This is a genomic window from Parasutterella sp. (genome assembly GCF_057870745.1).
Genome location: NZ_DBMALT010000018.1, coordinates 22,269 through 45,285 on the forward strand (window position 1 = coordinate 22,269; position 23,017 = coordinate 45,285).

A 23,017-nucleotide genomic window follows, 5' to 3' on the forward strand; every position below is an offset into this window, starting at 1 on the left:
AAGTTTGACAATTGGTTGAATTTGCGCAATAATGCGGAACTTTTCGGAATCCCGCCCGGGTTTCTGCGCTCTTTCTCGGCTGCCGTGCAGCACGTCCTTTCGCGCAGAGTCCGCGCATTTTCCTTAAAGTTTTTTATTAACCTCCACTCCGTTAAAAGAGTGGTTTTTCTAATCGTTTCGGATACGGACTTTATGCCGACCATTAACCAATTAGTGCGTAAGCCTCGCGAGAGAGCTATTGAAAAGAGCAAGAGCCCTGCGCTCAACAACTGCCCGCAGAAACGCGGTGTCTGCACCCGTGTTTACACAACAACTCCGAAGAAGCCGAACTCCGCTCTTCGTAAAGTTGCCAAGGTGCGCCTGACCAACGGCTTTGAAGTCATCTCCTATATCGGAGGTGAAGGCCACAATCTTCAGGAACACAGCGTCGTTTTGATTCGCGGCGGTCGTGTGAAGGACTTGCCGGGCGTTCGTTACCACGTCGTCCGCGGCTCTCTTGATACTCAGGGTGTCAAGGATCGTAAGCAATCTCGTTCTAAATACGGCGCAAAGCGTCCTAAACAGGCTTAATACCGGATCGCACCCGGTAACGGTCTCTTTTTATGACCGAGTAAGTCGCATTTTCATGATGGAAATGCATTTTCAAATTATTTGACTGAAGACAAAACTGAGGTAAACATGCCCCGTCGTCGCGAAGTACCTAAACGTGAAGTTCTCCCGGATCCTAAATTCGGTTCCGTTGAGATCACCAAATTCGTCAACATGATCATGCTTGACGGCAAGAAAGCCGTTGCAGAACGCATCGTGTATGGCGCTTTGGAAGAAATCCAGAACAAGTCTGGTAAAGATCCCCTCGAAGTGTTCACAAACGCTTTGAACAATGTTCGTCCGCTGGTTGAAGTTAAGTCCCGCCGTGTCGGCGGTGCCAACTACCAGGTTCCGGTCGAAGTTAGACCTGTCCGTCGTATGGCTCTGGCCATGCGCTGGCTGCGTGAAGCTGCTAAGGGCAGAAGTGAAAAATCTATGCCGCTCCGCTTGGCCGGCGAGCTTATCGACGCCTCTGAAGGCCGCGGCGGTGCTATGAAGAAGCGTGAAGAAGTTCATCGTATGGCTGAAGCCAACAAGGCCTTCTCTCACTTCCGTTTTAACTAATTTCTTTTTCAATAGGGGAGGCCCGGCGGGCTCTCCCCATTATCAGAGGATAGAAACATGGCTCGCAAAACTCCGATTGAGCGTTATCGCAATATCGGCATTTCCGCGCACATCGACGCGGGCAAAACAACCACCACGGAACGCATTCTGTTCTACACCGGCGTTAATCACAAGATTGGCGAAGTGCACGATGGCGCTGCGACCATGGACTGGATGGAACAGGAACAGGAACGCGGCATTACGATTACCTCCGCTGCTACTACTGCTTTCTGGCGCGGTATGGACATGAACCATCCCGAACACCGTATCAACATTATTGATACCCCGGGACACGTTGACTTCACTGTTGAAGTTGAACGTTCCATGCGTGTTCTGGACGGTGCCTGCATGGTTTACTGTGCTGTCGGCGGTGTCCAGCCTCAATCCGAAACTGTTTGGCGTCAGGCTAACAAATACAAAGTTCCCCGTCTTGCTTTCGTGAACAAGATGGACCGTACAGGCGCAAACTTCTTCAAAGTTTACGATCAGATGAAGACTCGTCTGAAAGCTAATCCTGTACCTATCGTTATTCCTATCGGTGCTGAAGACACTTTCAAAGGCGTTATCGATCTGGCCAAGAGAAAAGCCATCATTTGGGATGAAGCTTCTCAGGGCATGAAGTTCAAATTCGAAGACGTTCCCGCCGAGCTGGTTGAAGAAACCGAAAAATGGCGCAGCAACATGGTTGAAGCTGCTGCCGAAGCTAACGAAGAACTGATGGACAAGTACCTGAACGACGGCGACCTCTCCGAGGCCGACATCAACAAGGGTCTGCGTCTGCGTACCATCGCCAACGAAATTCAGCCGATGCTCTGCGGTACAGCGTTCAAGAACAAGGGTGTTCAGCGCATGCTTGACGCTGTTATTGAACTGCTTCCGAGCCCGGTTGACATTCCTCCGGTCCAAGGTGTTGATCCTGATGACGATTCTGTCGCTAGTCGTAAGGCTGATGATAAAGAGCCGTTCTCCGCTCTTGCCTTCAAGATCATGACTGACCCGTTCGTCGGTCAGCTGACCTTCCTTCGCGTGTACTCCGGCGTTGTTAACTCCGGCGACACCGTTCTGAACTCCGTCAAGGGTAAGAAAGAACGTATCGGTCGTTTGCTGCAGATGCACGCTAACGAACGTAAAGAAATCAAGGAAGTTCTCGCAGGCGACATCGCAGCTGCCGTCGGTCTGAAAGAAGTGACCACCGGCGATACACTCTGCGCTATCGACCATCCGATCATCCTTGAAAAGATGGAATTCCCAGAACCGGTTATTTCTCAGGCTGTTGAGCCCAAGACTAAGGCCGACCAGGAAAAAATGGGTATCGCTCTTAACCGTCTGGCTCAGGAAGATCCGTCTTTCCGTGTCCGTACTGACGAAGAAAGCGGTCAGACCATTATTTCCGGTATGGGTGAGCTCCACCTCGACATTCTTGTCGACCGTATGCGTCGTGAGTTCAACGTTGAAGCCACAGTCGGCAAACCTCAGGTTGCCTACCGTGAAACCATCCGTTCTACTGTTGAGAACGCCGAAGCTAAGTTTGTTAAGCAGTCCGGCGGCCGTGGTCAGTACGGCCACGTTGTTCTGAAGCTCGAACCGAACCCCGGCAAGGGCTACGAGTTCGTCGATGCTATCAAGGGCGGTGTTGTTCCCCGCGAATACATTCCTGCCGTTCAGAAGGGTATCGAAGACACCATGAAGTCCGGTGTTCTGGCCGGTTACCCGGTTGTTGACGTTAAGGCAACACTCCACTTCGGTTCTTACCATGAAGTGGACTCTAACGAAAACGCCTTCAAGATGGCCGGTTCTATGGCTTTCAAAGAAGGTATGCGCAATGCCAGCCCGGTTCTGCTTGAGCCGATCATGGCTGTTGAAGTTGAAACCCCGGAAGAAAAGATGGGCGACGTCATGGGCGACCTTTCTTCTCGCCGCGGTGTGATCCAGGGTATGGACGACTTGCCCGGCGGAGGCAAAGCTGTTAAGGCTGAAGTTCCGCTGTCTGAAATGTTCGGTTATGCTACACAGCTCCGTTCTCTGACTCAAGGTCGTGCTTCCTACACAATGGAATTCAAACATTACGCTGAAGCTCCGAAGAACGTTGCCGAAGCTGTGATTGAAGCAAAAACGAAGTAATTTTTAAACGCTGTTCTTTTATTTAATATTTAAGGATTAAAAATGGCAAAAGAAAAGTACGAACGTACTAAGCCCCATGTAAACGTTGGCACAATCGGTCACGTTGACCATGGTAAGACAACCCTTACAGCCGCTATCACAACCGTTCTTTCCAAGAAGTTCGGCGGTGAAGCCAAAGCCTACGACCAGATCGACGCAGCTCCTGAAGAAAAAGCTCGCGGTATTACGATTAACACCGCTCACGTCGAATACGAAACCGAAAGCCGTCACTACGCACACGTTGACTGCCCGGGCCATGCTGACTACGTCAAGAACATGATTACCGGTGCTGCTCAGATGGACGGCGCTATTCTGGTTGTTGCCGCTTCCGACGGTCCTATGCCTCAGACCCGTGAGCACATCCTTCTTGCCCGTCAGGTCGGTGTTCCCTACATCATCGTTTACCTGAACAAGTGCGACCTCGTCAATGACGAAGAACTGCTTGAACTGGTTGAAATGGAAGTTCGCGAACTCCTGAGCAACTACGACTTCCCCGGCGACGATATTCCTATCATCAAGGGTTCTGCTCGTATGGCTCTCGACGGCGACAAAGGCCCGATGGGTGAAGAATCCATCCTGAAGCTTGCCGACACACTCGACAGCTACATCCCGACTCCGGAACGTGCTATCGACCAGCCGTTCCTCATGCCGGTTGAAGACGTGTTCTCCATCTCCGGCCGCGGTACCGTTGTTACCGGCCGTGTTGAACGCGGTATCGTCAAAGTCGGCGACGAACTCGAAATCGTCGGTATCCGTCCGACTCAGAAGACAACCTGCACGGGCGTCGAAATGTTCCGTAAGCTGCTTGATCAGGGTCAGGCCGGTGACAACATCGGTGTTCTGCTCCGCGGTACAAAGCGTGAAGACGTCGAACGCGGTCAGGTTCTTGCCAAACCCGGCACGATCACTCCGCACACCGAATTCCAGGCAGAAGTTTACGTTCTGACTAAGGAAGAAGGCGGCCGTCACACACCGTTCTTCAAAGGCTATCGTCCTCAGTTCTACTTCCGTACAACTGACGTTACCGGAACGATCGAACTGCCGGAAGGCGTTGAAATGGTTATGCCTGGCGACAACATCCGTATGGACGTTAAGCTGATTGCTCCGATTGCTATGGAAGAAGGCCTCCGCTTCGCTATTCGTGAAGGCGGCCACACAGTCGGTGCCGGCGTTGTTTCTAAGATCGTCGGTTAATTAACTCATTTCGAATCGCGGGCCGAAGAAGGCTTCGGCCCCTCGTTCTTTAAAGGATAAATAATGCAAAGCCAACGTATTCGTATTCGCCTCAAGGCATTTGATTACAAACTGATCGATCAGTCTGCTCTTGAAATTGTTGATACCGGCAAGAGAACCGGTGCTGTTGTCAGAGGTCCGATCCCTCTGCCCACACGCATCCAGCGCTTCGATATTCTTCGCAGCCCGCACGTCAACAAGACCAGCCGCGATCAGCTTGAAATCAGAACTCATCAGAGATTGATGGACATCATCGATCCGACAGACAAGACTGTTGACGCTCTGATGAAGCTCGACCTGCCTGCCGGCGTGGACGTTGAAATCAAAGTCCAGTAATAAGGTTGACTAAATTAAACAGGCCCTTTGAATGAAAGTTCTAAGGGCCCGTTTTTTACCCAAGAGAAAAGCGCTCGGGAATTGAAGTTCCCTGAGCGCTTTTTGCAATTTGAAGTCTTTATTTTTGTTTGAGATCGGCAAAGGCAATCTTGCCCTTCGGCGGAATGATGTCGACTGTCATATCTTTGTCGATGATATTGACGATCTTGGACGCCGAATTGGTCATAGCGACATGCTTGAGGTCTTCGGAGAGTAATACGGCTTTCAGATCCGGATGCTTCTGAAGATACTCAATTGCGCCGGACCAGCCCATGACGAAGAGGGCAGTGCACAAAGCGTCAGCTTTAGCTGAATTGTCATCAATGATCGTCACTGAAGATAAAGTGGCGGGAACGGGTTTGCCGGTTTTCGGATTCAGGATGTGATGGTATTTAACGCCGTCTTTAATGAAGAACTTTTCATAGTCGCCTGAGGTGACGACTGAAGTGTCCTTTAAGGGGACGACCGCGAAATATTCGCCTCTTTCTTTATCGGGCCTTTGGAGACCGATAGACCAAGGTTTGTCCGAACCGTTGGTTCCGGAACCGATGACATTGCCGCCGAGACTCACCAGAGAGTCTCCGCATCCGCCTTGCTTGAGTTTATTAATGACCTTGTCAGCGATATAGCCCTTGCCGATGGCGCCGAAAGCGACGGACTGCTTCTTACCGATCTTGCCGAAATATCTGCCGTTTTCCTTTTTAGCGTCGATCAGGTTGTAGTCGACATTAATTAAAGCTCTTTTGATTTCAGCTTCACTCGGGACGCGGTGTTCGGGCTGATCCACACTCCAAAGTTTTACCAATGCGCCGACCGTCGGATCGAAAGTTCCGTGTGTGAGTGCGGCGATCGTTTTAGAACCGTTTAACACCTCAAAGGTTTCCGGTTCAATTTGAATCCATTCGCCGGGGTGCTGATTCAATCGCGTGACATCGCTGTCCGGATCGTAGGCAGAGAGGATGTATTCAAGGCGGCGTGTTTCATCATTCAGGATCTTGTAGCAGGCTTCAGCTTTCTCTTTACTGTCGACCTTAAATTGGCCGTTAATTAACGTTCCGATCGCAAACGTATCCACGCTGTATACGTCGGAAGCTGTTGCTGGACCCGCTGTAAAGGCGAGCGCGGCAATCAGAGAAAGAATGATCTTTTTAGATTGCATTTTCTTATAAAGATGAAACGGATAAATAAGTTAGTAATTGTAAAGATTATATTTCCGGCTCTTTAAAACTTCGGCTCAAAGAGGAGCTGAAGAGAAGCGAAATGGAGATGAACCGGATCATTAGGATGCGCATTGCCCGAAGAGACGGGCTTCGCGCCGATTCGCCGCAAGAACAGCAGGGCGGCGAACGGGGTGCGGAAATTAAGGTATCAAATTATTAAAGATCTTGTCAAACCTTTACGGAGGATTCGGGTATTAAAGATCTTGTCAAACCTTTACGGAGGATTCGGGCGAAGAGAGGAAAAAAGGTCAAGACGGACCTAATTAGAAGAATATTTAGTCACCTTACAATTGATAACTCTATGAATTGAAGGAGAATATTTGCTTTTTTGAACATCACGATGTACAATGCGTGCCTTTCGTGGTCACCGCTATTCTTTTTCGGTGACTTTTTCTAACTTGTCCAGGCCAATCGCAGCCTGGGTGGAGATAATAATGAGTGAGAAGCTCGGCCTCGTCGGTCGCAAGATCGGCATGACGCGCATCTTTACCGAAGATGGTGTTTCCATTCCGGTAACCGTGCTCGAAGTGTCGAACAACCGCATTACACAGGTAAAAACGGTTGAGACTGACGGCTACAATGCAGTGCAAGTCGCCTTCGGCTCCAAAAAGCCGTCGCGTGTGAGCAAGCCTCTTAAAGGCCAGTTTGAAAAAGCTGGTGTCGAAGCAGGCTCCATGCTCAAAGAATTCCATGTTGAAGAAGACAAGATCGGCGAAATGAAAGTCGGTCAGACTCTTTCCATCGATATGTTCTCCGAAGGTCAGAAAGTTGACGTTACGGGTACAACAATCGGTAAGGGTTTTGCCGGCGCAATCAAGCGTCATCACTTCTCTTCCAACCGCGCCAGCCACGGTAACTCCGTGTCTACAAACGCCCCCGGTTCTATCGGTAACCGTCAGGATCCGGGCCGTGTTTTCCCTGGCAAGCGTATGGCCGGTCACCTCGGTGATGTCCAGCGCACAACTCAGAACTTGGTTATCGCCCGTGTGGACGCCGATCGTCAATTGATCCTGGTCCGCGGAGCCGTTCCCGGCTGCGCCAACGGCGAAGTAATCATCCGTCCGGCTGTTAAGGCCAAAGCCTAAGGAGCGATTTATGGAACTGAAAGTCGTAAACGATCAGGGCCAGCAGACCGCAACCCTTGCGGCTGCCGACACCGTTTTCGGTCGTGAATACAATGAAGCACTGGTTCACCAGATCGTTGTTGCTTATCAAGCCAACGCTCGTCTCGGAACCCGTGCACAGCTGACTCGTGAAGCTGTTCACCACTCTACACGCAAACCCTGGCGCCAGAAAGGCACAGCCCGTGCACGTGCCGGTATGTCTTCCTCTCCGGTATGGCGCGGAGGCGGCAGAGCTTTCCCCAACACACCCGATGAAAACTTCACACAGAAAGTTAACAAGAAGATGATGCGCGGCGCTATGGCCTGCATTCTCTCCAAGTTAGCTATCGACGGTCGTCTCGTCGTTGTGGAGAACATTGACGTTGACACACCCAAGACTAAGAACTTTGCTAACAAGCTCAAAGCCATGGGTCTGAACAGCGCTCTTATCATCACTGACGAAATCAGCGAAAATCTGGATCTCGCCAGCCGCAACCTGAAGAACGTTTGGGTTGTCGAGCCGCGTTATGCTGATCCGGTCTCCCTGGTTCACTTTGATTCCGTTGTTGTTACTAAAGCAGCAATCAGCAAACTTGAGGAGATGTGGGGATGAGCCAAGATTTCCTTTACAAAGCAATCCTCGGTTCTATCGTCTCTGAAAAGAGCACCAGAATCGGTGAAAAGAACAATCAGTACGTCTTCCGTGTAGTTCCCGAAGCTACCAAAGAAGATGTGAAAGCCGCCGTTGAATTACTTTTCAAAGTGAAGGTCAAAGGCGTCCAAATGCTGAACCTTAAGGGCAAACAGAAACGCAACGGTCGTTTCCCCGGCAAACGCAATGACGTTCGCAAGGCCTATGTTTGCTTGGAAGAAGGTCAGGAAATTAACTTCGCAGAGGTGAAGTAATGGCTCTGATTAAACTGAAACCTACATCTGCCGGTCGTCGTCACGCCGTTAAGGTTGTGAACCCGGAACTGCACAAAGGCAAACCTTTTGCAGCCCTCGTAGAAAAGAAGAACCGCGGATCCGGTCGTAACAACTTCGGCCGTATCACTGTTCGCCATCAAGGCGGCGGCCACAAGAAGGCCTACCGTATCATCGACTTCAAGCGCGATAAAGACGGTATTCCCGCTATTGTTGAGCGTCTCGAATACGATCCGAACCGCTCCGCCAACATCGCTCTTGTCCTCTATAAGGACGGCGAACGCCGCTACATCATCGCTCCGAAGGGCCTGAAAGCCGGCGATGAAATCATGAGCGGTCAGGAAGCTCCGATCAAAATCGGTAATGCTCTTCCCCTGCGCAACATTCCCGTCGGCTCCACGATTCACAACATCGAAATGAAGCCCGGTAAAGGTGCTCAGATGGTTCGTGCCGCCGGTGCATTCGCTCAGCTGCTTGCTCGCGAAGGTGCTTACGCTCAGATCCGTCTGCGTTCCGGTGAAGTTCGCCGCATTCTAATCGAATGCCGTGCAACGATCGGTACCGTCGGTAATGAAGAAAACAGTCTGCGTGAACTCGGAAAAGCCGGTGCCAAGCGTTGGCGCGGTATTCGTCCGACCGTCCGCGGCGTTGTGATGAACCCTGTTGACCATCCGCACGGTGGTGGTGAAGGTCGTACCGGTACCGGTCGCGCTCCTGTCACACCTTGGGGCCAGCTCACCAAGGGTTATCGTACTCGTAACAACAAGCGCACCGACAACATGATCGTGTCGCGTCGCTATCGCAAGTAAGGGGGCCTGAATGTCTCGTTCGCTTAAGAAGGGACCGTTCGTTGACGGATCCTTACTGAAGAAAGTCGAAGCCGCTCAAGCTAGCCGTGACAAGCGTCCTATCAAGACCTGGTCTCGTCGCTCGACAATTCTTCCTGAATTTATCGGTTTAACAATTGCCGTCCACAACGGACGTCAGCATGTGCCGGTTTTTATCAATGAAAACATGGTTGGCCATAAGCTGGGTGAATTTGCATTGACCCGTACTTTCAAAGGCCACGCAGCTGATAAGAAGGCTGCTCCAGCTAAGAGGTAATAACAATGGAAACCACAGCAATCGTACGTGGAGTTCGCCTCTCGGCTCAGAAAGGCCGTTTGGTTGCGGATCTTGTCCGCGGTAAGCCCGTTGACAAGGCCCTGAACATTCTTTCTTTCACGCAGAAGAAAGCTGCCGGCATCATCCGCAAAGCTCTCGATTCTGCTATTGCCAATGCCGAACACAACAACGGTGCAGACATTGACGAACTCCGTGTGACTTCTATCTATGTTGAGAAAGCCACGACTCTCCGTCGTTTCTCTGCAAGAGCAAAAGGCCGCGGTGCCCGTATCGGTAAACAGACTTGCCACATCTACGTGACGGTCGGTGATACCCCGGCGAAGAAATAATAGGTGACCCATGGGACAGAAAATTAATCCGACAGGCTTTCGCCTTCCCGTAACACACGACTGGACTTCCCGTTGGTATGCTACTGGCCGCGATTTTGCCCGCACATTGGCTGAAGACCTCAAAGTTCGCGATTACCTGGGCAAAAAGCTCAAGAACGCCTCTGTAGGTCGTATTCTTATCGAGCGTCCCGCTAAGAACGCTCGCATCACAATTTTCTCCGCTCGTCCGGGCGTTGTGATCGGTAAGAAAGGTGAAGACATTGAAGTTCTGAAGGCCGAACTCCAGAAATTGATGGGCGTTCCCGTCCATGTCAATATCGAAGAGATCCGCCGTCCTGACCTCGATGCTCAGCTCATCGCCGACAGCATCACTCAGCAGCTCGAAAAACGTATTATGTTCCGTCGCGCTATGAAGCGTGCCATGCAGAACGCAATGCGTCAGGGCGCTCTTGGTATCAAGATCATGTCCTCCGGCCGTTTGAACGGTGCTGAAATCGCCCGTACCGAATGGTATCGTGAAGGTCGTGTACCTCTGCATACTCTTCGTGCCGACATCGACTACGGCTTCTCTGAAGCTCAGACAACTTACGGCATCATCGGCGTTAAGGTTTGGGTTTACAAAGGCGACAACACCGGTAAGGATGTTGCTGCCGAAGCTCCGGCCGAACGCGAAGACCGCCGCAACCGTCGTCCCGGCAAGCCGGCCAACCGCCGTCCTCGCAAGCAGGCCGACGGCGCTGAAGGCAAGCAGGCTCGCGCTCCGCGCAAACCCGCTCCCGCAGCCGCTGCTAAGGAAGGAGAATAAACATGCTTCAACCAAACAGAACTAAGTACCGTAAGGACCAGAAAGGCCGTAACTACGGTCTGGCCCAGAGAGGTGCTAAGGTTTCTTTCGGCCAGTTCGGTCTGAAAGTTACAGAACGCGGTCGTCTGACAGCTCGTCAGATCGAAGCTGCCCGTCGTGCGATCACTCGTCACATCAAGCGCGGCGGCCGTGTATGGATCCGCGTCTTCCCGGACAAACCCATTTCCTCCAAACCGGCTGAAGTCCGTATGGGTAATGGTAAAGGCAATCCCGAATTCTGGGTTGCTCTGGTTCAGCCGGGCCGCGTCATTTATGAACTTGACGGTGTTGATGAAGCACTTGCTCGTGAAGCTTTCCGCCTTGCTGCGGCCAAGCTTCCGCTCAAGTCCATGTTCGTTACACGTCAAATCGGCCAGTAATAGGAGTGCAGAATGAAAGCCAAAGATTTACGCGCTATGGACGAAGCTGCGCTTAACAAAGAACTGCAGGATCTTCTGAAAGCCCAGTTTAATCTGCGCATGCAGAAGTCTCATCAGCAACTTGAAAACACGAGCCTGATTCGTCAGACACGCCGCGATATCGCCCGCGTCCGTACGATTCTTGCTCAGAAGGCAGCGACGAAATGAGCGAAAACAAACTGACACGCACGCTGATCGGCAAAGCTATTAGCACCAAGATGGACAAGACTGTTACGGTTCTTGTCGAACGTAAGGTTAAACACCCGATCGGAAAGATCGTCGTCAAGAGCAAGAAGTATCATGTTCATGACGAAAACAATGACGTTAGAGAAGGCGATATCGTCGAAATCTCCGAAACACGTCCGATTTCCCGTACGAAATCCTGGACAGTTTCCAAGATCGTCGAACGTGCTGAAATCTAATTGATTTGTAAATAGATCTTAATAAGCACTTTAGAGAGCTTGCAATGTTATCCGTATATCGGATATACTTGCGGCTCTCTAATTCTTTTTGCGAAAGAATTTCTTTCGGATTAAGTAGTTAGAGGTTCTTGGGGTTCCGGTTTTTTTGAACAACCCACAAAGCTTGCGGGTATCTGTGAGATTGAATTGGAAACTCTTCTCCCGGACGGGACCAAAACTGGCCGAGCGCCGCGAATCGCGTCGAACTCGGAATAAGTTGGAATATATAAAACCATGATTCAGATGCAATCTAATCTGGACGTAGCCGACAACACCGGTGCACGTTCAGTTCAATGTATTAAAGTGTTGGGCGGCTCCAAACGCCGTTACGCTAATATTGGCGACATTATCAAAGTGACCGTCAAAGATGCAGCTCCGCGCGGCCGCGTCAAAAAAGGCGAAGTCTACTCTGCCGTTGTTGTTAGAACTGCTAAAGGCGTTCGTCGTCCTGACGGCTCTTCTATCTGCTTTGACGGCAATGCTGCTGTTTTGCTTAACAACAAACTGGAACCGATCGGAACACGTATCTTCGGGCCGGTTACGCGTGAACTGCGTACCGAACGCTTCATGAAGATTGTTTCCCTCGCTCCTGAAGTTCTCTAAGGAGAGGATGGAAATGCAACGTATCCGTAAAGGTGACGAAGTTATCGTTATCACCGGCCGTGACAAGGGCAAGAAAGGCACTGTTACAGCTGTTCATGACGATGGAAAAGTCGTCGTTGAAGGTATCAACATTGTTAAGAAGCACGTCAAGCCGAACCCCATGCTGGGCCAGGCCGGCGGCATTATGGACAAGACGCTTCCGATCGAAGGATCCAACGTCATGCTTGTCAACCCCAAAACCGGCAAGGGTGACCGCGTCGGCTACAAAGTTGTTGACGGCAAGAAAGTTCGCGTCTTCAAGAGTGACGGTGCCGTTGTCGGCGCTAAGGCATAAGAGGTCGCAGATAAATGTCTCGTTTTTTGAATAAGTACCGTGACGAAGTGATTCCGGCCCTGACAAAACAGTTCGGCTACAAAACCGAAATGCAGGTTCCTCGTATCACCAAGATCACTCTGAATATGGGTGTCGGCGATGCAGTCAACGACAAGAAGCTTGTTGACCACGCTGTCGAAGATCTGACCAAGATTTCCGGTCAGAAGCCAATCGTTACCAAAACTCGTAAAGCCATCGCTAACTTCAAGATCCGTGAAAACATGCCTATCGGCTGCATGGTCACGCTTCGCGGAGAGCGTATGTATGAATTCCTGGACCGCTTAGTCACTATCGCTTTCCCGCGTGTTCGTGACTTCCGTGGTGTCAGTGCCCGCTCTTTCGACGGCCGCGGCAACTACAACATCGGTCTGAAGGAACAGATCATTTTCCCGGAAATTGAATACGACAAGATCGACAAGCTCCGTGGTATGAACATCAGCATTACGACAACCGCTAAGACGGACGAAGAGGCTAAGGCACTTCTTTCTGCCTTCCACTTCCCGTTCCGTAACTAAGCGAGGTGATTTAATTGGCTAAGCTCGCATTAATCAATCGTGAACTCAAGCGCAAAGCCTGCGCTCAGAAGTTTGCTGCTAAACGCGCCGCTCTCAAAGCGGTCATTAACGATGCTACCCGCTCGATGGAAGAGCGCATGGAAGCACGCAACGCACTTCAGTCTCTGCCCCGTGACGCAAGTCCGTGCCGTCAGCGTAACCGCTGTGAATTGACCGGTCGTCCCCGCGGAACATTCCGCAAATTCGGTCTGGCAAGAGGCAAGATCCGCGAAGCGGCTATGCATGGTGACATTCCCGGCCTGACAAAGGCCAGCTGGTAAGCGAGGAGATTACAAAATGAGTATCAGTGATCCGATCGCCGACATGCTGACCCGTATTCGCAACGGTCAGATGGTCGACAAAACGGAAGTGACTATGCCTTCTTCCAAACTGAAGGTAGCTATTGCAAAAGTTCTCGAAGACGAAGGCTACATCGACGGTTACACCGTTGACGCCAACGACGGCAAGCCCGTTCTTCGTATTGGTCTTAAATACTATGCCGGTCGTCCCGTGATTGAAATGATTGAACGCGTTTCTCGTCCCGGACTGCGTGTGTACAAGAACCACGAAACAATTCCTCAGGTCATGAACGGCCTCGGAATTGCGATCATCTCCACACCGAAGGGTGTGATGACTGATCGTAAGGCTCGTGCAGCAGGTATTGGCGGCGAAGTTCTTTGCGTCGTTGCCTAAGCCGGAGGTAGGAAATATGTCACGAGTTGCTAAGATCCCAGTCGTTCTGGGCAAAGGTGTAGAGGCCAAGATCGAAAACGGTTTCATTACCGTTAAAGGTCCGAAAGGCACTCTTTCTCAGAAGCTTAATCCGGTTGTCGAAGTTACTATCGACAACGGCGAAGTTCATTTCAAGGCCATTGAGCCGACAAAGTTCTCCAACGCCATGAGCGGTACGCTCCGCGCTCTGGTTAACTCCATGAACATCGGCGTGACCGAAGGCTTCACCAAAAAGCTAAATCTGGTTGGCGTGGGTTACAAGGCTCAGGCTCAGGGCAATGTCCTGAATCTGTCCCTCGGTTTCTCTCATCCTGTTGCATACAAGATGCCTGAAGGAATCGAAGTCAAGACCCCGACACCGACTGAAATTGTGATTCACGGCGCTGACAAGCAGAAAGTCGGACAGGTTGCTGCGGAAGTTCGCAGCTACCGCGAACCTGAACCCTATAAGGGCAAGGGTGTCCGCTATGCTGATGAAGTTGTGATCATCAAGGAAACTAAGAAGAAATAAGCGGGCGGAGGCTTAAAGTGATCGACAAGAAACAAAATCGTCTGCGTCGTGCGCGTGCCACGCGTGCCCGCATCAAGGACATGAAGGTTAATCGCCTGACTGTTCATCGTACAAACCTGCACATCTATGCACAGATCATCTCTGCTGACGGTAAGAATGTTCTCTGCGCTGCTTCTACGCTCGAACCCGAAGTTCGTGCACAATTAGCCGGTGTGACAGGAAAGGGCGGCAACGTCAACGCTGCAAAACTCATCGGTACACGCATTGCTGAAAAAGCAAAAGCTGCCGGAATTGAGTCTTGCGCATTCGACCGTGCCGGATATCGTTTTCATGGCCGTATTGCCGCGCTTGCCAACGCAGCGCGCGAAGCCGGTCTCAAGTTCTAAGGAATAGCTAAATGGCAAAGAATCCCAAAAACGCAGTTGCCGAGGAACAGGACGACGGCATTCGCGAAAAAATGATTGCGGTCAATCGTGTTACCAAGGTTGTTAAAGGCGGCCGTATTCTCGGTTTCGCTGCTTTGACAGTGGTTGGTGACGGCGATGGACGCATCGGCATGGGCAAAGGCAAGTCCCGTGAAGTTCCGGTTTCCGTTCAGAAAGCAATGGATCAGGCTCGCCGCGCTATGGAAAAAGTACCTCTTCGCAACGGTACCATTTTCCACGCTGTTGAAGGCCATCACGGTGCTTCCCGCGTTATGCTCCATCCGGCCCCCGAAGGTACCGGCGTTATCGCCGGCGGCCCGATGCGCGCCATTTTCGATGTGATGGGCATCCGCAACATCGTTGCCAAGTCCCATGGCTCTTCCAATCCTTACAACATGGTTCGCGCCACACTTGATGCACTGAGCAAGCTTCGTTCTCCGAGCGAAATTGCTGCCAAGCGCGGTAAGACCGTTGAAGAACTCATCGGTTAAGAATCTGGAGTTTAGAAATGGAAAAGAAAACCGTTAAAGTGACCCTCGTCAAGAGCCCGATCGGCTGCAAAAAAGCCCATCGTCAGACTGTTCTCGGTCTGGGTCTCAAGAAAATTCGTCAGACACGCGAGCTGGAAGACACACCTGCCGTCCGCGGCATGATCAACACGGTCTCCTACCTGGTTCGTGCTGAATAATTGAGGATTAGACAATGAAACTTAATACTATTCAGCCGGCAGCTGGTTCCAAGAGCGCTTCTCACCGCGTCGGTCGCGGCGTCGGCAGCGGCTGGGGCAAGACTGCAGGCCGCGGCCACAAAGGTCAGAAGTCCCGTGCAGGCGGCTTCCACAAAGTCGGTTTCGAAGGCGGCCAGATGCCTCTGCATCGTCGTCTGCCGAAGCGCGGCTTCACATCCTGGACACATGAATTCGTCGCTGAAGTTCGCTTGAGCGATCTCGAAAAACTGGGTCTGGACGAAGTCAACCTGGCAGATTTGATCAACGCTAACGTGATCAAATCCAACATGAAGGACGCTCGTGTGATCCTCTCCGGAGAAATCACTCGCAAAGTTACCGTCCGCGGTATGTCTGTCACCAAAGGTGCCAAGGCCGCTATTGAAGCAGCCGGCGGTTCCGTTGTTGTAGACGCTGACAAATAATTTGAGATAAGGAATTAAACGTGGCCAAGAACATTCCAGCGAAAGCCGGCAGTAAATACGGCGACTTATACAGACGTCTGATTTTTCTTGTTTTGGCTCTCGTTGTCTATCGTATCGGCACGCATATTCCGGTTCCCGGTATCGATCCAGATACCTTAAAAGAGCTGTTTAATCAGCAACAGGGCGGCATCTTAGGGCTGTTCAACATGTTCTCAGGCGGCGCCCTGTCCCGTTTCTCCGTTTTCGCGCTTGGTATCATGCCGTACATTTCGGCATCGATTATCATGCAGATGCTTTCTTACGTACTTCCTTCTCTGGAATCTCTGCGTAAGGAAGGCGAGTCCGGCAGAAGAAAGATCACGCAGTACACCCGTTACGGTACACTGCTTCTCGGTTTGTTTCAGGCTCTCGGTATTGCCGTGGCCCTGGAAACACAGCCGGGCCTGGTCATTGATCCGGGCTTCTTCTTCCGCAGCGTCTGTGTGATTTCTCTGGTCACCGGCACTATGTTCCTGATGTGGTTAGGTGAGCAGATTACAGAGCGCGGCATCGGCAACGGCATTTCGATCATCATCTTCGCAGGTATCGTCGCCGGGCTTCCGGCTGCGGTCAGCGGTTTGTTCCAGTTGGTTTCCACCGGCGCGATCGGACCTCTGTCTGCGATTTTCATCATTGCGATCGTGATGCTGGTGACGGCTTTTGTTGTCTTCATCGAAAGAGGACAACGCCGTATTACCGTCAACTATGCAAAACGTCAGGTCGGAAACCGCATTTACGGCGGCCAGAGCTCTTATCTTCCTCTGAAGATAAACATGGCCAACGTGATTCCGCCGATCTTTGCATCTTCGCTGATTCTCTTCCCGGCTACTTTAGCCAGTTGGTTTACCAGCGGCGACTCCACTCGTTGGATTCGTGACTTAGCGGCTTCTCTTTCTCCGGGTCAACCGCTTTATACATTGCTCTACGCTGCCTTGATCGTTTTCTTTGCATACTTCTACACGGCATTGGTTTTCAATCCGAAAGAAACTGCAGAGAATCTCAAGAAGAGCGGTGCTTTCGTTCCCGGTATTCGTCCGGGCGAGCAGACCTCTCGTTATATTGACAAGGTCCTGCTTCGCTTAACACTTGCCGGTTCGATCTATTTAGTGTTTGTCTGTTTGGTTCCTGAGTTCCTCAACCTGCGATTCAACGTTCCGTTCTACTTCGGCGGTACATCGCTGCTGATCGTTGTGGTCGTGACAATGGATTTCATGAGTCAGGTTCAGGCTTATCTCATGAGTCATCAATACGAATCTCTGCTGAAGAAAACAAACTTCCGCGGATTCGGTCCCGGTTCACTTCCCCGCTAACGGGTTGTAACCATTAAAAAAATTGCTATAAAGGGCGGGATTAGTTTATAATCCCGCTCCTTATGCTTTACTCTGTCATCTGCACTACATTTGGCGGAGTCGGTTCTGTATGAAGTCTTCGCGAGAGGCTTCTTACACTTTTGGAGATAACTATGAAAGTAAACGCTTCGGTCAAAAAAATGTGCCGTAAGTGCAAGATCATCAAGCGCAAAGGCGTGGTCCGCGTTATCTGCTCGGATCCCCGTCATAAACAGCGCCAAGGCTAATTAGAGGTAAATAATGGCTCGTATCGCCGGTATTAACATTCCGCCGAATCAGCACGCTGAAATCGGCTTGACTGCCATCTATGGCATCGGCCGTCCCCGTGCCCGTGAAATTTTGGAAGCGGTTGGTGTTGAAAAAACTAAGAAGGTTAAAGATTTAACAGACGCCGAACTCGAACGCATTCGTGATGCGATCAGCAAGCTCACTGTTGAAGGCGACCTTCGTCGTGAAATTCAATTGTCAATTAAACGCCTTATCGACTTAGGCACCTACAGAGGCATGCGTCATCGCCGCGGTCTGCCCGTTCGCGGTCAGCGCACTCGTACGAATGCACGCACTCGCAAGGGTCCGAAGAAAGCTGGCGTCGCTCTCAAAAAGTAAGGTAAAGGACGACTATGGCAGGAAAGATTCCTAACGCTCAGCAGATCGCTGCTCAGCGTGCTCGTAGAAAAGTTAAAAAAGTTGTGACCGAAGGCATCGCTCACGTTCACGCTTCCTTTAACAACACAATCATCACTATTACTGACCGTCAGGGCAATGCTATTGCAGCTTCCAGCTCCGGCGCTCAGGGTTTCAAAGGCTCTCGTAAGTCCACTCCGTTCGCAGCTCAGGTTGCTGCCGAACAGGCCGGCCGTCACGCCCTTGAATATGGCTTAAAGAACGTTGAAGTCCGCATTACCGGACCCGGACCCGGCCGTGAGTCGAGTGTTCGCGCTCTCAACGCTCTTGGTATTCGCGTCACTTCCATTCAAGACGTTACTCCCGTTCCTCACAACGGTGTTCGTCCTTCGAAGCGTCGTCGTGTTTAATAACTAATTCCCGCGTTTGTCGTGAAATCGATGAACTGAATGTGGAAGACACAGGATAAGAGAAAAAATGGCTCGTTATACCGGACCTAAAGAAAAGCTCGCACGCCGTGAAGGCTGCGACTTGAATCTGAAGAGCGCTGTTCGCTCCTTCGATTCAAAATGCAAATCCGAATCTGCCCCCGGTCAGCATGGACGCACTTCCGGTGCTCGTCTTTCTGACTACGGTGCTCAGCTTCGTGAAAAGCAGAAAGTTAAACGTATGTATGGCGTTCTCGAACGTCAGTTCAGACTGTATTTTGCCAAAGCTGCCCGCAAACGCGGCAACACCGGCGAACAGCTCCTCAGCCTTCTTGAAAGCCGCTTAGACAACGTTGTCTATCGTATGGGCTTCGGCTGCACACGTGCTGAAGCACGTCAGCTCGTTTCCCACTGCGCTATCAGCGTTAACGGCAACAAGGTAAATATTCCTTCCTACTCCGTTAAGGCCGGTGATGTTATCGCCGTCCGTGAGAAGGCTAAGAATCAGGTTCGCATCGCCGAATCCCTGAAACTGGCCGAGTCCAACGGTCTGCCCGACTGGGTTTCCGTTGACACCAAGAAATTGGAAGGCACTTTCAAGAATGTTCCTGCCCGTGACGAAATTTGTCCGGACGTGAACGAATCTCTGATTGTTGAATTGTATTCTCGCTAATTTGCAGTACCCCGGCAGTGTAGTGCGCTGCCGGTTTAGTTTTACACACGATCTCTTCCTTGAGGCAGAGGTCGTCGTGTCATTTATGAGCCTCAATAATTCCTACAGCCTTATCGGTGTAACGAGCCGAGGGTATTGTTAAAAGGAAAATTAATGTCTGTAAATGCTCTCCTTAAGCCTCGCAGCATTGAAGTTGAAACTGCAGAAGGCAATCCTTATTCCGCCACCGTGACGATGGAACCGTTTGAAACCGGTTATGCGCACACCCTTGGTAATGCGCTTCGCCGTGTTCTTTTGAGCTCCATGGTCGGTTTTGCTCCGACAGAAGCCCAGATTGCAGGCGTTGTTCATGAGTACAGCCAGATTGACGGCGTTAAGGAAGACGTGGTCGACATTCTTCTGAATGTCAAAGGCATCATCTTTAAGCTCGAAAACCGTGACGAAGTTACGATCACACTTCGTAAAGAAGGCGAAGGTGTCGTCACTGCCGCGGACTTCGATCTGCCGCACGATGTTCAGATTCTCAATCCGGAACATGTCATTGCCAACCTTTCCGGCGGCAAGCTTGATATGCAGCTCAAGATTGAAAAAGGCCGCGGCTACCAGCCCGGTGACATGAGAGCACTTAAGGACGACTATAGCAAGGGTACGATCGGCCGCATCATTATGGATGCTTCCTTCTCCCCGATCCTGCGTGTTGCTTACCGTGTCGAAAACGCACGTGTCGAACAGCGCACCGACCTTGACAAACTTGTTATGAACATTGAGACGAACGGCGCCATCCTTCCGGAAGAAGCGCTTCGTCAAGCCGCCCATATTCTTCAGGATCAGCTCTCCGTCTTCGGCGGACTGCCCACCATCGGTCTCGAACCCGTTGCTCCGCAGCCTGCTTTCGGCGCAATGCAGCCGCAGGCCCCTGTCGAAGCTCCGATGGCCAAACCTCAGCCTCCGGTTGATCCGATCCTTCGTCGTCCGGTCGACGACCTTGAACTTACCGTTCGTTCCGCCAACTGCCTCAAGGCCGAAAATATTTACTATATCGGCGACTTGATCCAGAGAACCGAAAACGAACTGCTCAAGACTCCAAACCTTGGCCGCAAGTCCCTTAACGAAATTAAGGAAGTTCTTGCCGCTCACGGCTTGACACTCGGCATGAAGCTGGAAAACTGGCCTCCTGTCGGTCTTGACCACTAATTGCAGAACAATTTGTAGTACTTGTTTTATTTGAATTATTTGTCAGCAGTACCCGGCTCGGTTAGAATGCCGAGCCTACCCGCCCGCTCCGGTAGGAGATAGAAGAGACGGGAGATGCCTAAATGGCACCCTAACTAGAAACTTTTAAGGAATTTAAAAAATGCGTCATAAACTCGGACTTCGCAAACTGAATCGTACATCGGCTCATCGTCTGGCCATGCTCCGCAACATGATGAACTCTCTGCTTCGTCATGAAGCCATCAAGACCACACTGCCGAAAGCCAAAGAACTTCGCCGCGTCGTCGAACCGATGATCACTCTGGCCAAAGAACCGACAGTTGCGAACAAGCGTCTTGCCTTCAACCGTCTGCGCGATCGCGAAATCGTTGTCAAACTGTTCAACGAAATCGGACCGATGTTCAAAGACCGTAAAGGCGGCTACACACGTATCCTGAAGATGGGCTACCGTGTCGGCGACAACGCTCCCCTGGCTTATGTTGAACTTGTTCAGAAGACAACTGACGCTGCTCCTGCTAAAGAAGAAGCTCAGAAAGCTGAATAATTTCTCTGAAGTGATTTAAGACAAAGGCTCGCAATCGCGAGCCTTTGTTGTGTCCGCGCATAAGGAAACAAAAATGAAGAATACGCAGATTAAACCGGCGGCAGAGGAATCGACTTCAGTACGGCTGGATAGGTGGCTTTGGGCAGCGCGATTTTTTAAAACGCGAACTTTGTCTCAGGACAATATCGAGCTCGGCCGTGTTCGCATGAACGGCGTCAGGCTGAAAGCGAGCAAAGATATCAGGGTCGGCGATCAACTTGAAATCATTCGCGGCGAGGAGCGCTTCGTCGTTGTTGTCAAAGCTCTTTCCTCCAAACGCGGAAGTGCGACCGTGGCCCAAACACTCTATGAAGAAACGCCTGAAAGCTTAGAGGCGCGTACTCGTATCAAAGAAAACAGCCGATTTATGCCGATGCCCGGAAGCGATTATCACGGACGTCCTACCAAGCGCGACGGCCGCAAAATTCGCCAATTCATGGCGGAATTTGATCCTTCGAAAGACTTTTAGCAGGATCGCGAAGTTTTGCGCGTTCGCCGGCAGACTATTCAAAACGTTTTCCTGTTATAAAAATCAAGCCTCTGAATCTCAATCGAATCAGAGGCTTTGTACTATCTGCGCTCTTTCTCAAAGCGCAGCGGCTGCATTATTTGCGGCCTTCTTCGTTAAGCCAGCGGGCAACCTGAGGTGCGAAGTAAGTTAAGACACCGTCTGCACCGGCTCTCTTGAAGCAGAGCATGGTTTCCATGATTGTCTTTTTCTCGTCGAGCCAGCCGTTCTGGAAAGCGGCCATAAGCATGGAGTATTCGCCGCTGACCTGATAAGCGAAGGTCGGGGCCTGGAATTCCTGTTTAACGCGCCAGAGGACATCCAAGTACGGCATGCCGGGCTTGACCATGACCATATCGGCGCCTTCAGCCAGGTCTAAACCGACTTCCCACAGGGCTTCGTTGGTATTGCCCGGATCCTGCTGGTAAACGGCCTTGTTGCTTTTTCCGAGGTTCGAGGCAGAACCGACAGCATCTCTGAAAGGACCGTAGTAGCAGGAGGCGTATTTAGCGGAATAGGCCATGATCTTTGTGTAGATCAGACCGTGGGCTTCGAGAGCGTCACGGATGATGCCGATACGACCGTCCATCATGTCGGAAGGCGCAACGATGTCTGCGCCGGCCTGAGCCTGAGCAAGCATCTGCTTCACAAGCATTTCGATGGTTTCGTCGTTAAGGATGAAGCCGGTTTCGTCAATAAGGCCGTCCTGACCGTGTGTTGTGTAGGGGTCGAGTGCGACATCGCACATCACCCCGAGTTCCGGGAAGTGTTCTTTCAAAGAACGCACCACGCGAGGGATTAAACCGTCGGGATTGGCTGCTTCTCTGCCGTCGGGTGTTTTTAAGGAAGCGTCGATAGACGGGAAGAGAGCCATGACCGGAATGCCGAGTTTGACGCATTCTTCTGCCTGCTTGAGCAGGAGGTCTAAAGAAAGACGCTCTACGCCGGGCATAGAAGGCACCTGGACGCGTTTGTTGTTGCCTTCGATGACGAACACAGGGTAGATCAGATCGTCGACGCTAACGCGGCTTTCGCGCATTAAACGGCGGGAGAAATCATCATGACGCATTCTGCGCATGCGAACGGAAGGGAATTTGCCTAATGTCTGCATTTCGATTCTACGTTTGTAAGTAAAGAAAAAGCTCTATGGATAATCATAGAGCTCAATCGTGAAACAAAAATTAAATTTTAGCTGCCTAAGGGTAAGTTCAGCCATGTACAAAGCACGTTCTGAAGTTGCTCAACGCCTTCTTTCTTAAGGCCTGAGAAAAGCTGGACGCTTACATGGTTGCCCATCGCCAGAGCTCGATCTTTAACGGTGTTTAAGACCTGACGTTTTTCCATGGTCTTGAGCTGGTCGGCTTTATTCAGCAGGAGATGAAGCTTGAGATCGGGTCTGACGGAGAGGAAATCCAATAGGAATTCGTCTGCAGGCATGAAGGGTCTTCTGGCGTCCATCACCAAAACCATACCCATCAGCTGAGGTCTTTGCTGGACGTAGCCGCCGACGAGGCCCTCCCAGTTCCTACGCGTTTCGGGAGCGGCTTTTGCATAGCCGTAGCCCGGAAGGTCGACGAGGAAGCATTCGGGAATCCTTTGTCTCGGTATTTCTCCTTTAAGCGAGAGTTCGAAAAAATTCAAAAGCTGCGTTCTTCCGGGTGTCTTAGAAGAAAACGCCAAGCGGGACTGGCGGCAAAGAACGTTAATTGTTGTCGACTTTCCGGCGTTAGACCTTCCGGCGAATGCAATTTCAGGGAGTTCAGTCTCAGGCAGCCCCATAAGCTCTGAGACGGACATAACAAATCGTGCTGAATCAAAAAGGGCGCTCATAAGTGACCTCATAAATAATCTGCGTAGATTAACGCAAAGA

Annotated in this window: 36 protein-coding genes; 33 read left to right on the forward strand and 3 right to left on the reverse strand. The window is 51.1% G+C overall.

Going from position 1 to position 23,017, the window contains the following annotated elements:
* The first annotated feature begins 192 nt into the window (after positions 1 to 192).
* From rpsL to rpsJ, 5 genes are all read left to right on the forward strand, one after another.
* A complete protein-coding gene (gene rpsL, locus ACZND6_RS06405) occupies positions 193 to 570 on the forward strand; it encodes a 30S ribosomal protein S12 (RefSeq protein WP_008810413.1) in 378 nt (125 codons plus the stop codon).
* Between the two features lie 108 nt (positions 571 to 678).
* On the forward strand, positions 679 to 1,152 hold the full coding sequence (rpsG, locus tag ACZND6_RS06410; RefSeq protein ID WP_008810414.1) for a 30S ribosomal protein S7: 474 nt from the start codon (positions 679 to 681) through the stop codon (positions 1,150 to 1,152).
* A gap of 57 nt (positions 1,153 to 1,209) precedes the next feature.
* Positions 1,210 to 3,312, forward strand: a complete 2,103-nt coding sequence (fusA, locus tag ACZND6_RS06415) for an elongation factor G (RefSeq protein WP_008810415.1) — start codon at positions 1,210 to 1,212, stop codon at positions 3,310 to 3,312.
* Positions 3,313 to 3,354: 42 nt separating this feature from the next.
* On the forward strand, positions 3,355 to 4,545 hold the full coding sequence (tuf, locus tag ACZND6_RS06420; RefSeq protein ID WP_008864676.1) for an elongation factor Tu: 1,191 nt from the start codon (positions 3,355 to 3,357) through the stop codon (positions 4,543 to 4,545).
* Between the two features lie 63 nt (positions 4,546 to 4,608).
* Positions 4,609 to 4,920, forward strand: a complete 312-nt coding sequence (rpsJ, locus tag ACZND6_RS06425) for a 30S ribosomal protein S10 (protein ID WP_008810418.1) — start codon at positions 4,609 to 4,611, stop codon at positions 4,918 to 4,920.
* Positions 4,921 to 5,038: 118 nt separating this feature from the next.
* Here rpsJ and ACZND6_RS06430 read toward each other — a convergent pair whose 3' ends face one another.
* Positions 5,039 to 6,118: an FAD:protein FMN transferase gene (locus ACZND6_RS06430; RefSeq protein ID WP_008864579.1), complete on the reverse strand. Its 1,080-nt coding sequence runs from the start codon at positions 6,116 to 6,118 to the stop codon at positions 5,039 to 5,041.
* Between the two features lie 495 nt (positions 6,119 to 6,613).
* Here ACZND6_RS06430 and rplC point away from each other — a divergent pair, with 495 nt between their 5' ends.
* The 28 genes from rplC (at position 6,614) to ACZND6_RS06570 (ending at position 21,108) form a co-directional block, all read left to right on the forward strand.
* Positions 6,614 to 7,264 carry a 50S ribosomal protein L3 gene (gene rplC / locus ACZND6_RS06435; RefSeq protein WP_008810420.1) on the forward strand — a complete coding sequence of 217 codons (651 nt, stop codon included), beginning with the start codon at positions 6,614 to 6,616 and terminating at the stop codon, positions 7,262 to 7,264.
* Positions 7,265 to 7,274: 10 nt separating this feature from the next.
* Positions 7,275 to 7,895 carry a 50S ribosomal protein L4 gene (gene rplD / locus ACZND6_RS06440; protein ID WP_155167964.1) on the forward strand — a complete coding sequence of 207 codons (621 nt, stop codon included), beginning with the start codon at positions 7,275 to 7,277 and terminating at the stop codon, positions 7,893 to 7,895.
* Complete coding sequence (gene rplW / locus ACZND6_RS06445) at positions 7,892 to 8,188, forward strand: 50S ribosomal protein L23 (RefSeq protein WP_008864581.1); 297 nt, start codon at positions 7,892 to 7,894, stop codon at positions 8,186 to 8,188. The genes rplD and rplW overlap by 4 nt, the downstream gene beginning before the upstream one ends.
* On the forward strand, positions 8,188 to 9,015 hold the full coding sequence (gene rplB / locus ACZND6_RS06450) for a 50S ribosomal protein L2 (protein ID WP_008810423.1): 828 nt from the start codon (positions 8,188 to 8,190) through the stop codon (positions 9,013 to 9,015). Before rplW ends, rplB begins: the two co-directional genes overlap by 1 nt.
* A gap of 10 nt (positions 9,016 to 9,025) precedes the next feature.
* Complete coding sequence (rpsS, locus tag ACZND6_RS06455) at positions 9,026 to 9,310, forward strand: 30S ribosomal protein S19 (protein ID WP_008810424.1); 285 nt, start codon at positions 9,026 to 9,028, stop codon at positions 9,308 to 9,310.
* A gap of 5 nt (positions 9,311 to 9,315) precedes the next feature.
* Positions 9,316 to 9,660 (forward strand): 50S ribosomal protein L22, encoded by a 345-nt coding sequence (gene rplV / locus ACZND6_RS06460; RefSeq protein WP_008810425.1) that lies wholly within the window; start codon positions 9,316 to 9,318, stop codon positions 9,658 to 9,660.
* 10 nt (positions 9,661 to 9,670) lie between these two features.
* Positions 9,671 to 10,465, forward strand: coding sequence for a 30S ribosomal protein S3 (gene rpsC, locus ACZND6_RS06465; protein ID WP_008810426.1), 795 nt, complete (start codon positions 9,671 to 9,673; stop codon positions 10,463 to 10,465).
* A 2-nt stretch (positions 10,466 to 10,467) separates the two neighbouring features.
* Positions 10,468 to 10,884 carry a 50S ribosomal protein L16 gene (gene rplP, locus ACZND6_RS06470; RefSeq protein ID WP_008810427.1) on the forward strand — a complete coding sequence of 139 codons (417 nt, stop codon included), beginning with the start codon at positions 10,468 to 10,470 and terminating at the stop codon, positions 10,882 to 10,884.
* Positions 10,885 to 10,896: 12 nt separating this feature from the next.
* A complete protein-coding gene (gene rpmC / locus ACZND6_RS06475; RefSeq protein WP_008810428.1) occupies positions 10,897 to 11,091 on the forward strand; it encodes a 50S ribosomal protein L29 in 195 nt (64 codons plus the stop codon).
* A complete protein-coding gene (gene rpsQ, locus ACZND6_RS06480; RefSeq protein WP_008810429.1) occupies positions 11,088 to 11,345 on the forward strand; it encodes a 30S ribosomal protein S17 in 258 nt (85 codons plus the stop codon). The genes rpmC and rpsQ overlap by 4 nt, the downstream gene beginning before the upstream one ends.
* Before the next feature lie 273 nt (positions 11,346 to 11,618).
* A complete protein-coding gene (gene rplN, locus ACZND6_RS06485; protein ID WP_008810430.1) occupies positions 11,619 to 11,987 on the forward strand; it encodes a 50S ribosomal protein L14 in 369 nt (122 codons plus the stop codon).
* A 13-nt stretch (positions 11,988 to 12,000) separates the two neighbouring features.
* Positions 12,001 to 12,321, forward strand: a complete 321-nt coding sequence (gene rplX, locus ACZND6_RS06490; RefSeq protein WP_008810431.1) for a 50S ribosomal protein L24 — start codon at positions 12,001 to 12,003, stop codon at positions 12,319 to 12,321.
* Between the two features lie 14 nt (positions 12,322 to 12,335).
* Entirely contained in the window at positions 12,336 to 12,875 is a 540-nt protein-coding gene (gene rplE, locus ACZND6_RS06495; protein ID WP_008810432.1) for a 50S ribosomal protein L5, read from the forward strand.
* A 14-nt stretch (positions 12,876 to 12,889) separates the two neighbouring features.
* Positions 12,890 to 13,195: a 30S ribosomal protein S14 gene (rpsN, locus tag ACZND6_RS06500; RefSeq protein WP_008810433.1), complete on the forward strand. Its 306-nt coding sequence runs from the start codon at positions 12,890 to 12,892 to the stop codon at positions 13,193 to 13,195.
* A 16-nt stretch (positions 13,196 to 13,211) separates the two neighbouring features.
* The gene (rpsH, locus tag ACZND6_RS06505) at positions 13,212 to 13,607 is read left to right on the forward strand and encodes a 30S ribosomal protein S8 (protein WP_008810434.1); all 396 of its coding nucleotides are present in this window, start codon (positions 13,212 to 13,214) and stop codon (positions 13,605 to 13,607) included.
* Between the two features lie 16 nt (positions 13,608 to 13,623).
* On the forward strand, positions 13,624 to 14,157 hold the full coding sequence (rplF, locus tag ACZND6_RS06510; protein ID WP_008810435.1) for a 50S ribosomal protein L6: 534 nt from the start codon (positions 13,624 to 13,626) through the stop codon (positions 14,155 to 14,157).
* Between the two features lie 20 nt (positions 14,158 to 14,177).
* The gene (gene rplR, locus ACZND6_RS06515; protein WP_039895993.1) at positions 14,178 to 14,543 is read left to right on the forward strand and encodes a 50S ribosomal protein L18; all 366 of its coding nucleotides are present in this window, start codon (positions 14,178 to 14,180) and stop codon (positions 14,541 to 14,543) included.
* Between the two features lie 11 nt (positions 14,544 to 14,554).
* A complete protein-coding gene (gene rpsE / locus ACZND6_RS06520; RefSeq protein ID WP_008810437.1) occupies positions 14,555 to 15,073 on the forward strand; it encodes a 30S ribosomal protein S5 in 519 nt (172 codons plus the stop codon).
* A 17-nt stretch (positions 15,074 to 15,090) separates the two neighbouring features.
* Positions 15,091 to 15,270 (forward strand): 50S ribosomal protein L30, encoded by a 180-nt coding sequence (gene rpmD / locus ACZND6_RS06525; RefSeq protein WP_008810438.1) that lies wholly within the window; start codon positions 15,091 to 15,093, stop codon positions 15,268 to 15,270.
* Between the two features lie 14 nt (positions 15,271 to 15,284).
* Positions 15,285 to 15,731, forward strand: a complete 447-nt coding sequence (rplO, locus tag ACZND6_RS06530; protein WP_008810439.1) for a 50S ribosomal protein L15 — start codon at positions 15,285 to 15,287, stop codon at positions 15,729 to 15,731.
* A gap of 20 nt (positions 15,732 to 15,751) precedes the next feature.
* A complete protein-coding gene (gene secY / locus ACZND6_RS06535; protein WP_008810440.1) occupies positions 15,752 to 17,080 on the forward strand; it encodes a preprotein translocase subunit SecY in 1,329 nt (442 codons plus the stop codon).
* A 152-nt stretch (positions 17,081 to 17,232) separates the two neighbouring features.
* Positions 17,233 to 17,346, forward strand: a complete 114-nt coding sequence (gene rpmJ / locus ACZND6_RS06540) for a 50S ribosomal protein L36 (RefSeq protein WP_008810441.1) — start codon at positions 17,233 to 17,235, stop codon at positions 17,344 to 17,346.
* Positions 17,347 to 17,359: 13 nt separating this feature from the next.
* The gene (gene rpsM, locus ACZND6_RS06545) at positions 17,360 to 17,725 is read left to right on the forward strand and encodes a 30S ribosomal protein S13 (RefSeq protein WP_008810442.1); all 366 of its coding nucleotides are present in this window, start codon (positions 17,360 to 17,362) and stop codon (positions 17,723 to 17,725) included.
* Positions 17,726 to 17,739: 14 nt separating this feature from the next.
* Positions 17,740 to 18,153: a 30S ribosomal protein S11 gene (rpsK, locus tag ACZND6_RS06550; protein WP_008810443.1), complete on the forward strand. Its 414-nt coding sequence runs from the start codon at positions 17,740 to 17,742 to the stop codon at positions 18,151 to 18,153.
* 67 nt (positions 18,154 to 18,220) lie between these two features.
* A complete protein-coding gene (gene rpsD / locus ACZND6_RS06555) occupies positions 18,221 to 18,844 on the forward strand; it encodes a 30S ribosomal protein S4 (protein ID WP_008810444.1) in 624 nt (207 codons plus the stop codon).
* A gap of 153 nt (positions 18,845 to 18,997) precedes the next feature.
* Entirely contained in the window at positions 18,998 to 20,038 is a 1,041-nt protein-coding gene (locus ACZND6_RS06560) for a DNA-directed RNA polymerase subunit alpha (protein ID WP_008864587.1), read from the forward strand.
* A gap of 160 nt (positions 20,039 to 20,198) precedes the next feature.
* Positions 20,199 to 20,600: a 50S ribosomal protein L17 gene (rplQ, locus tag ACZND6_RS06565; RefSeq protein ID WP_008810446.1), complete on the forward strand. Its 402-nt coding sequence runs from the start codon at positions 20,199 to 20,201 to the stop codon at positions 20,598 to 20,600.
* A 73-nt stretch (positions 20,601 to 20,673) separates the two neighbouring features.
* Complete coding sequence (locus ACZND6_RS06570) at positions 20,674 to 21,108, forward strand: RNA-binding S4 domain-containing protein (RefSeq protein ID WP_008810447.1); 435 nt, start codon at positions 20,674 to 20,676, stop codon at positions 21,106 to 21,108.
* Positions 21,109 to 21,244: 136 nt separating this feature from the next.
* Here ACZND6_RS06570 and hemB read toward each other — a convergent pair whose 3' ends face one another.
* Positions 21,245 to 22,258 carry a porphobilinogen synthase gene (gene hemB, locus ACZND6_RS06575; protein WP_008810448.1) on the reverse strand — a complete coding sequence of 338 codons (1,014 nt, stop codon included), beginning with the start codon at positions 22,256 to 22,258 and terminating at the stop codon, positions 21,245 to 21,247.
* Between the two features lie 77 nt (positions 22,259 to 22,335).
* On the reverse strand, positions 22,336 to 22,977 hold the full coding sequence (yihA, locus tag ACZND6_RS06580) for a ribosome biogenesis GTP-binding protein YihA/YsxC (protein WP_039895758.1): 642 nt from the start codon (positions 22,975 to 22,977) through the stop codon (positions 22,336 to 22,338).
* Positions 22,978 to 23,017 lie beyond the last annotated feature (40 nt).

What these genes read in the sequence shown, in the direction of transcription:
- rplP (WP_008810427.1), top strand. Translation starts at nt 10,468, where the DNA reads ATGCTTCAACCAAACAGAACTAAGTACCGTAAGGACCAGAAAGGCCGT.
- rplO (WP_008810439.1), top strand. Translation starts at nt 15,285, where the DNA reads ATGAAACTTAATACTATTCAGCCGGCAGCTGGTTCCAAGAGCGCTTCT.
- rpsM (WP_008810442.1), top strand. Translation starts at nt 17,360, where the DNA reads ATGGCTCGTATCGCCGGTATTAACATTCCGCCGAATCAGCACGCTGAA.
- rplB (WP_008810423.1), top strand. Translation starts at nt 8,188, where the DNA reads ATGGCTCTGATTAAACTGAAACCTACATCTGCCGGTCGTCGTCACGCC.
- rpmD (WP_008810438.1), top strand. Translation starts at nt 15,091, where the DNA reads ATGGAAAAGAAAACCGTTAAAGTGACCCTCGTCAAGAGCCCGATCGGC.
- rpmC (WP_008810428.1), top strand. Translation starts at nt 10,897, where the DNA reads ATGAAAGCCAAAGATTTACGCGCTATGGACGAAGCTGCGCTTAACAAA.
- ACZND6_RS06570 (WP_008810447.1), top strand. Translation starts at nt 20,674, where the DNA reads ATGAAGAATACGCAGATTAAACCGGCGGCAGAGGAATCGACTTCAGTA.
- rpsJ (WP_008810418.1), top strand. Translation starts at nt 4,609, where the DNA reads ATGCAAAGCCAACGTATTCGTATTCGCCTCAAGGCATTTGATTACAAA.
- ACZND6_RS06560 (WP_008864587.1), top strand. Translation starts at nt 18,998, where the DNA reads ATGTCTGTAAATGCTCTCCTTAAGCCTCGCAGCATTGAAGTTGAAACT.
- rplC (WP_008810420.1), top strand. Translation starts at nt 6,614, where the DNA reads ATGAGTGAGAAGCTCGGCCTCGTCGGTCGCAAGATCGGCATGACGCGC.
- rpsS (WP_008810424.1), top strand. Translation starts at nt 9,026, where the DNA reads ATGTCTCGTTCGCTTAAGAAGGGACCGTTCGTTGACGGATCCTTACTG.
- rpsH (WP_008810434.1), top strand. Translation starts at nt 13,212, where the DNA reads ATGAGTATCAGTGATCCGATCGCCGACATGCTGACCCGTATTCGCAAC.
- rplV (WP_008810425.1), top strand. Translation starts at nt 9,316, where the DNA reads ATGGAAACCACAGCAATCGTACGTGGAGTTCGCCTCTCGGCTCAGAAA.
- rplE (WP_008810432.1), top strand. Translation starts at nt 12,336, where the DNA reads ATGTCTCGTTTTTTGAATAAGTACCGTGACGAAGTGATTCCGGCCCTG.
- rplW (WP_008864581.1), top strand. Translation starts at nt 7,892, where the DNA reads ATGAGCCAAGATTTCCTTTACAAAGCAATCCTCGGTTCTATCGTCTCT.
- rplX (WP_008810431.1), top strand. Translation starts at nt 12,001, where the DNA reads ATGCAACGTATCCGTAAAGGTGACGAAGTTATCGTTATCACCGGCCGT.
- rplN (WP_008810430.1), top strand. Translation starts at nt 11,619, where the DNA reads ATGATTCAGATGCAATCTAATCTGGACGTAGCCGACAACACCGGTGCA.
- rplD (WP_155167964.1), top strand. Translation starts at nt 7,275, where the DNA reads ATGGAACTGAAAGTCGTAAACGATCAGGGCCAGCAGACCGCAACCCTT.
- rpsD (WP_008810444.1), top strand. Translation starts at nt 18,221, where the DNA reads ATGGCTCGTTATACCGGACCTAAAGAAAAGCTCGCACGCCGTGAAGGC.
- hemB (WP_008810448.1), bottom strand. Translation starts at nt 22,258, where the DNA reads ATGCAGACATTAGGCAAATTCCCTTCCGTTCGCATGCGCAGAATGCGT.
- rpsL (WP_008810413.1), top strand. Translation starts at nt 193, where the DNA reads ATGCCGACCATTAACCAATTAGTGCGTAAGCCTCGCGAGAGAGCTATT.
- rpsK (WP_008810443.1), top strand. Translation starts at nt 17,740, where the DNA reads ATGGCAGGAAAGATTCCTAACGCTCAGCAGATCGCTGCTCAGCGTGCT.
- ACZND6_RS06430 (WP_008864579.1), bottom strand. Translation starts at nt 6,118, where the DNA reads ATGCAATCTAAAAAGATCATTCTTTCTCTGATTGCCGCGCTCGCCTTT.
- rpsE (WP_008810437.1), top strand. Translation starts at nt 14,555, where the DNA reads ATGGCAAAGAATCCCAAAAACGCAGTTGCCGAGGAACAGGACGACGGC.
- rpsC (WP_008810426.1), top strand. Translation starts at nt 9,671, where the DNA reads ATGGGACAGAAAATTAATCCGACAGGCTTTCGCCTTCCCGTAACACAC.
- rpmJ (WP_008810441.1), top strand. Translation starts at nt 17,233, where the DNA reads ATGAAAGTAAACGCTTCGGTCAAAAAAATGTGCCGTAAGTGCAAGATC.
- yihA (WP_039895758.1), bottom strand. Translation starts at nt 22,977, where the DNA reads ATGAGCGCCCTTTTTGATTCAGCACGATTTGTTATGTCCGTCTCAGAG.
- fusA (WP_008810415.1), top strand. Translation starts at nt 1,210, where the DNA reads ATGGCTCGCAAAACTCCGATTGAGCGTTATCGCAATATCGGCATTTCC.
- rpsQ (WP_008810429.1), top strand. Translation starts at nt 11,088, where the DNA reads ATGAGCGAAAACAAACTGACACGCACGCTGATCGGCAAAGCTATTAGC.
- rpsG (WP_008810414.1), top strand. Translation starts at nt 679, where the DNA reads ATGCCCCGTCGTCGCGAAGTACCTAAACGTGAAGTTCTCCCGGATCCT.
- tuf (WP_008864676.1), top strand. Translation starts at nt 3,355, where the DNA reads ATGGCAAAAGAAAAGTACGAACGTACTAAGCCCCATGTAAACGTTGGC.
- rplF (WP_008810435.1), top strand. Translation starts at nt 13,624, where the DNA reads ATGTCACGAGTTGCTAAGATCCCAGTCGTTCTGGGCAAAGGTGTAGAG.
- rplQ (WP_008810446.1), top strand. Translation starts at nt 20,199, where the DNA reads ATGCGTCATAAACTCGGACTTCGCAAACTGAATCGTACATCGGCTCAT.